Origin of the sequence: Cupriavidus sp. SK-4 (assembly GCF_000611125.1) — a bacterium.
GTDB classification, from domain to species: Bacteria; Pseudomonadota; Gammaproteobacteria; order Burkholderiales; family Burkholderiaceae; genus Cupriavidus; species Cupriavidus necator.
Genome location: NZ_JFJW01000042.1, coordinates 1 through 6475 on the forward strand (window position 1 = coordinate 1; position 6475 = coordinate 6475).

At 65.5% G+C, this 6475-nt stretch carries 6 protein-coding genes and 2 pseudogenes; all 8 read left to right on the forward strand.

What is annotated here, in order from left to right; genetic code table 11:
* Positions 1-202 (forward strand): annotated as a pseudogene (locus CF68_RS08960) (P-type conjugative transfer ATPase TrbB); the annotation flags it as partial.
* Positions 199-576 (forward strand): TrbC/VirB2 family protein, encoded by a 378-nt coding sequence (locus CF68_RS08965; protein WP_035817639.1) that lies wholly within the window; start codon positions 199-201, stop codon positions 574-576. The pseudogene CF68_RS08960 and the gene CF68_RS08965, both read left to right, overlap by 4 nt.
* Positions 573-857 (forward strand): VirB3 family type IV secretion system protein, encoded by a 285-nt coding sequence (locus CF68_RS08970; RefSeq protein WP_035817641.1) that lies wholly within the window; start codon positions 573-575, stop codon positions 855-857. The genes CF68_RS08965 and CF68_RS08970 overlap by 4 nt, the downstream gene beginning before the upstream one ends.
* A 16-nt stretch (positions 858-873) precedes the next feature.
* Positions 874-3324, forward strand: coding sequence for a conjugal transfer protein TrbE (gene trbE, locus CF68_RS08975; protein ID WP_035817643.1), 2451 nt, complete (start codon positions 874-876; stop codon positions 3322-3324).
* Positions 3321-4058, forward strand: a complete 738-nt coding sequence (gene trbJ, locus CF68_RS08980; RefSeq protein WP_035817645.1) for a P-type conjugative transfer protein TrbJ — start codon at positions 3321-3323, stop codon at positions 4056-4058. The genes trbE and trbJ overlap by 4 nt, the downstream gene beginning before the upstream one ends.
* A gap of 60 nt (positions 4059-4118) precedes the next feature.
* On the forward strand, positions 4119-5501 hold the full coding sequence (trbL, locus tag CF68_RS08985) for a P-type conjugative transfer protein TrbL (protein ID WP_035817648.1): 1383 nt from the start codon (positions 4119-4121) through the stop codon (positions 5499-5501).
* Between the two features lie 12 nt (positions 5502-5513).
* The gene (gene trbF / locus CF68_RS08990) at positions 5514-6218 is read left to right on the forward strand and encodes a conjugal transfer protein TrbF (RefSeq protein ID WP_035817651.1); all 705 of its coding nucleotides are present in this window, start codon (positions 5514-5516) and stop codon (positions 6216-6218) included.
* A pseudogene (locus CF68_RS08995) lies at positions 6215-6475 on the forward strand (P-type conjugative transfer protein TrbG); the annotation flags it as partial. The gene trbF and the pseudogene CF68_RS08995, both read left to right, overlap by 4 nt.

The window sequence follows — 6475 nt, forward strand, 5'->3', positions numbered from 1 at the left end:
GATCGCCGAGGCGGTCAATGTCGTGATCTACGTCGCCGGCCGGGGCCGCCGGCGCCGCATCGAGGAGATCGCCCGTGTCGTTGGTTTCGACGTTGCCGGTTATCGCCTGGTGGGTGCGCTGGAGGCGCCACCTCCGGAACTACCGCTGTCTGCCCGCGCCGCTGCTCTGCCGTCGGCCGAGACTCCTGGAGAACCGTCATGACGTACCCTCGCGCTTTCCGCTTTTCGGTACCTCCAGTTTCCTGCCTCGCCCGCCTGCGGCGGTTGACCGGACCGATTCATCAGGGCCTGCTGCTGGCGGCCGTCATGCTGATGACGGCCGGCAGGGCGAAGGCGGCCGGGTCGTCGATGCCCTGGGAACGGCCGCTGCAAGCCATTCTCGACTCGATTCAGGGGCCAGTGGCGCGCATCATCGCGGTCATCATCATCATTTCTACCGGCCTGGCACTCGCCTTTGGTGACACCTCGGGCGGCTTCCGCAAGCTGTTACAGATCGTTTTCGGCCTGTCCATCGCCTTCGCCGCGTCTTCCTTCTTCCTGTCGTTCTTCAGCTTCTCGGGCGGGGCGGTCGTATGAGCATCCCGAACGAAGGCGTGCCGGGCTTCGCGCCCGGTTTCGAGATTCCGCTGCATCGGTCTCTCACCGAGCCAATCCTGCTGGGCGGCGCGCCCCGCGCCGTTGCGATCGCCAATGGCACGTTGGCTGCCGCCGTGGGCTTGGGTCTGCAGCAGTGGATCCCCGGCTTCGCGCTCTGGATCGTCGCTCATGCCCTGGCGGTATGGGGTGCGCGAGTAGACGCGCAGTTCATGCAGGTATTCGCGCGGCATATCAAGCACAAGCCGCTGCTGGACGTTTGAAGGGGAGGGCGCCCCGATGCTAAACCTCACTGAATACCGCCAGCGCCCGGCTTTGCTCCCCGACTGGCTGCCATGGGCCGGCCTGGTTGAGCCCGGCGTGGTGTTGAACAAGGATGGCTCGTTCCAGCGCACGGCGCGTTTTCGCGGGCCAGACCTCGACAGTGCAACGCAGGGCGAGTTGATTGCGACGACAGCGCGGCTCAACAACGCACTGCGCCGCCTGGGGTCGGGCTGGGCGTTGTACATCGAGGCCACGCGTCGGCCGGCGGCGGACTATCCGCGCTCGGATTTCCCTGAATCCCTCTCGTGGCTGGTCGATGAGGAACGGCGGGCCGCATTTGAGGAGTCGGGCAGTCACTTCGAGAGCGGTTATCACCTCACGCTGCAATATCTGCCACCGGAGGAGTCCCGAGCCAGGGCAGCCAAGCTGCTCTACGAGAACAGCCGGATCATCGGCGTGGACTGGCGCGAGCGCTTGCGCGCCTTTGTCACTGAAACTGACCGCATTTGTGACTTGCTCGAGGGGGTGATGCCGGAAATCGCTTGGCTCGATGACAGCGAAACGCTGACCTACCTGCACGCCACCGTCTCGACACGGCATTATCGGATTGGCGTCCCGGAGGTGCCTTTTCACCTCGACGCGCTGCTGGCTGATGCACCGTTGGTCGGCGGTCTGACGCCCATGCTGGGCGACCAGCACCTGCGCGTTGTGACGGTGCGCGGGTTTCCCACTTCGACCTGGCCGGGAATCCTGGACGATCTCAACCGCCTGGGTTTCGCTTACCGCTGGAGCACGCGTTTCCTGTGCCTGGACAAGTCCGAGGCGGAGAAGGAATTGGGCCGCCTGCGTCGACAGTGGTTCGTCAAGCGCAAGAATGTCCTGGCGCTGCTTCGCGAAACCATCTTCCAGCAGGAAAGCCCACTGGTCGATACCGACGCCAGCAACAAGGCCGCAGACGCGGACGCCGCCTTACAGGAGCTGGGCAGCGATCAGGTCGCCTTCGGCTATGTCACCGCGACCGTGACGGTGCTCGATGCCGACGCCGACGTGGCGGATGAGAGGCTGCGCATGGTCGAGCGCGCCATCCAGGCCCGCGGTTTCGTAACGATCCCGGAGACGCTGAATGCTGTGGAGGCGTGGCTGTCTTCGGTACCCGGAAACGCCTACGCCAACGTGCGCCAGCCGATCGTCTCGACGCTGAACCTGGCTCACCTGATGCCAGTGTCGGCAGTATGGGCCGGACCGGAGAAGAACACCCACCTCGATGGTCCGCCGCTGATCGTCACGCGCACCGATGGCGCGACCCCGTTCCGGCTGGTGACGCATGTCGGCGATGTGGGCCACACGCTTGTCGTCGGGCCCACCGGCATGGGCAAGTCGGTTCTGCTCGCCACGTTGGCGATGCAATTCCGCCGATATCCAGGTTCGCGCATCTTCGTGTTCGATATGGGGCGATCCATGCGGGCCACCGTACTGGGCTTGGGTGGCCATCACTATGACCTCGGTAGCGATGGCGCGATGGCGTTCCAGCCGCTGGCGCGCATTGATGGCGACGGGCATCGCACCTGGGCCGCCGACTGGATCGAGGGTCGGCTGCGGCATGAAGGCGGCGCTGTCGGCCCCGAAGAAAGGGCGGCCATCTGGTCGGCGCTAGTCAGTCTCGCTGGCGCGCCGGTTGAGCAGCGCACGCTCACCGGGCTGTCGGTGCTGCTGCAGTCGAACGCATTGCGCCAGGCACTCGCACCATACGTGTTGGGCGGTGCCCACGGCAAGTTGCTGGATGCCGATCACGACCGGTTGGGCGCGGCGGACGTGCAGTGCTTCGAGATGGAGGAACTGATGCCCAGCCGTGCCGCGGTGCTCGCGGTGCTGGGATACCTGTTTGCGCGCTTCGAGGAGCGTTTCGACGGTGTGCCGACGCTGCTGATGCTTGACGAATCTTGGCTGTTCCTCGACGACCCGGTGTTCGCCGCACGCATCCGCCAGTGGCTCAAGACACTGCGCAAGAAGAACGTCAGCGTCATCTTCGCGACGCAGTCGCTCGCCGACATCAAGGATTCGAGCATCGCGCCCGCGATCATCGAGAGCTGCGCCAGCCGCATCTTCCTGCCCAACCCACAGGCGACCGAGCCGCAGATTCGGACGATTTACGAGGGTTTTGGCCTCAACAGCCGGCAAATCGAGATCGTGGCCACCGCGCAGCCCAAGCGCGATTACTACTACCAGTCCCGTGCCGGCAATCGGCTGTTCGACCTCGACCTGGGGCCAGTTGCGCTCGCGTTCGCGGGTGCCGGAACGCCTCAGGACCAGCGTGCCATCGACGGTCTGCTGCGCGACGCCGGGGTGCTCGGCTTTGCCGGCGCTTGGCTGCGCCATCGTGGCCTCGATTGGGCGGGCGACTTGCTGCCCTCCGCGCCGTCGGCTGTGTCCTTCCTCGCTTCCCGCCAACAGGAGAATCTGCCATGAAAGCTCGTGTGCTTCTTGCGACGCTTGCCGCCGAGCTAGCCGCCTCCCTCATGTTCGCCCGGCCGGCGTTGGCCATTACTGTGTTCGACCCGACGAACTTCGTCCAGAACAAGCTGACCGCTGTTCGCACGCTGGAGCAGGTCAATAACCAGATCAAACAGCTGCAGAACGAGGAGCAGGTGCTGAGGAACCAGGCGCGCAATCTGGCGAGCCTGGACTTCAACATCGTCAGCCGCCTGCGGTCCACATTGGCCAACACAGATCGGCTGATCGCCGAGGCCCAGGGACTGGCCTATGACATGCGGAACATGGACGCCACCTTTGCACGCCTGTATCCGGAGCGATATGCGGCGACCGTCAGCGGCGACCAGATGCACCGCGACGCGCAAGAACGCTGGCAGAACACCCTCAATGGGTTGCACACCGCGATGCGGATGCAGGCACAGGCGTCGCGCAATCTCGCTCAGGATGAAAGTGCGATTGCCGACTTGATCAGGCAGAGCCAATCCGCGACCGGTGCGCTGCAGGCGATGCAGTCGACAAACCAACTGCTGGCCTTGCAGGCCAAGCAGGCGATCCAGGCGCAGCAACTGCAGCTGACGCAGGAGCGCGCGGTCTCGCTGGATCTGGCGCGGCAGGCTGCTGCTGCCGAACGCGGTCGCGAGGTGACGCGGCGTTTTCTGGGTACCGGGACGCGGTACACGCCGTGGCCGGTGAGCTTCTACAGCCGCTGAGAGGGACGAGCATGTAGCGTGCGCCCGTGCTGCTTGCCCGCATATACGGAGAGGATGGTCATGAACGACGTCGCCATCATTGACCGCTTCCTTGATACCTTTTCCACGTACATCGACTCGGGCTTTGGCCTGTTGCGAGGCGAGGTCGCGTTCCTGAGCGCCACGCTGGTGGCCATCGACATGACGCTGGCCGGGCTCTATTGGGCGCTGGCGCACGCCACGGGGCAGGGCGAGGACGTGATGACGAAGCTCATCCGCAAGGTGCTTTACGTCGGCGCCTTCGCCTACGTCATCGGCAACTTCAACTGGCTGGCAGGCATCGTCTTCCGCTCGTTCGCGGGATTGGGCTTGACCGCGACCGGCTTGCTCAGTATGGAGACCTTCCTGCAGCCAGGGCGCCTGGCCAAGGCTGGCATCGACGCCGGGGCACCTATTTTGGGGCAAATCAGCAAGCTGGCCGGCTTTCCGGAGGTGTTTGCGAACATCACGCCCATCGTCGTGATGTTCCTAGCCTGGCTGGTGGTGATCGTCTGCTTCTTTGTGCTCGCGGTCCAGCTGTTCATCACGCTGATCGAGTTCAAGCTGACCACGCTTGCAGGCTTCGTGCTCGTGCCGTTTGCGCTCTGGAACAAGACAGCGTTCCTCGCCGAGAAGGTGCTTGGTAACGTGGTCTCCTGTGGCGTCAAGGTACTGGTGCTGGCTGTTATCGTGGGCATCGGCACCGGCCTATTCGCGCAGTTCCAGTTTGCGCCGAGCGAGCCCTCCATCGACAACGCGTTGGTCATTATGCTGGCCTCGCTGGCCATGCTGGCGCTGGGGATCTTTGGGCCGGGCATTGCCACCGGCCTCGTGTCCGGCGCGCCGCAGTTGGGCGCGGGCGCCATGGCAGGCGCGACAGTGGGGGCTGCGGGTGCCGCCGTTGGGGCTGGCGCGGCTGTGGCCGGGGTCGGCGGTGCCATTGCTGCAGGCGCTCGCATGACCCCGGCCGCGGCGAAGCAGGCCACGGCCGGGGCCCGAGCCGTCACCTCGACGGCTAGGAGCGCGCGATCGGCGTTTGGGGCCGGCTCTACCGCCGCCGGCGGTGGTGCAAACGGCGCGATCGCGGGCTTGGGCAGCGTCGCGAGCAGCGGTGCGCAGGCGGTCGGCCAGAAGGCGGTCGCTGGGGCCCAAGCGATCAAGCCGCGTGCGGCAGCCGAGTTGGGTTCGGAGTCAGCGGGTCCGGCGCCCGGTGAGAGCGCTGGGGACGGTACTGCGACACAGGTTTCGGCCCCGGAAGACTACGCTCCGGCCACCGGGACCAGCCAGCAGCAACCCACCTGGGCCAAGCGCCTGCATCGCCGCCAACAGATCGCCTACGCCGCCACGACCGCCGCGCAAACGCTGCGCGCCGGCGACGGTGGCGGTTCGGGCGGCGGGCCGAGCTTGGATGATTCCGATTCTTAAGGAGAACGAGCCATGCGATTCAGACGAGCACAAGTGCGCTATGCCGACGCGCCGCAGCCTGCCACTCCGTATCAAGCGGCCGCGCAGGTATGGGACGAGCGCATCGGTTCTGCCCGCGTACAGGCAAGGAACTGGCGGCTGATGGCATTCGGCTGCCTGCTGCTCGCCTTGATGATGGCGGGTGGCCTGGTCTGGCGCTCGGCAAAATCTATCGTCACCCCGTACGTGGTGGAGGTCGACAAGGCGGGCCAGGTGCGTGCGGTCGGCGAAGCGGCTACACCGTACCGGCCAAAGGATGCGCAGATCGCCTACCACCTGGCGCACTTCGTCACGCTGGTGCGGTCCCTATCCATTGACCCTGTCGTCGTGCGGCAGAACTGGCTCGACGCCTACGACTACACCACCGACCGCGGCGCAGCCGTGCTCAACGAGTACGCCCGTGCCAACGATCCGTTCGCTCGCGTTGGCAAGGAGTCGGTCTCGGTGCAGATCACCAGCGTCGTGCGCGCCAGTGAGACGTCATTCAACGTGCGCTGGACGGAGCAGCGCTTCATCAATGGTGCCCCGGCTGATACCCAACGCTGGAACGCCGTGATATCCACGGTCCTGCAACCCCCGCGTAGCGAGCAGCGCCTGCGCAAGAATCCGTTGGGCATCTATGTCAACGGACTGTCGTGGAGCCGCGAGCTGGACGCTTCCGAAGGAGCCAATCCATGAGACTGCCTTTCCGCCATTCCGCTTTCGTGCTGATGCTCGCGGCGACGATGTCGTCGCTGCCGGGCTGCGCCACACAGGGCAAACCACCGCCGGCGATCTCGCTCGACGAGCCCGCGCAGGCGCAGCTGCTGCCTGAACCACTTAAGCCTGTGGAGGTGGTGGAGGTGCCGAAGGTGCTGCCGATGCCGGGGCAGATGAAGCCGCTGCCGGAAGCGGCTGAGACCACGCCTGCGCCGGAGCCGGTCGACGAAACGGTG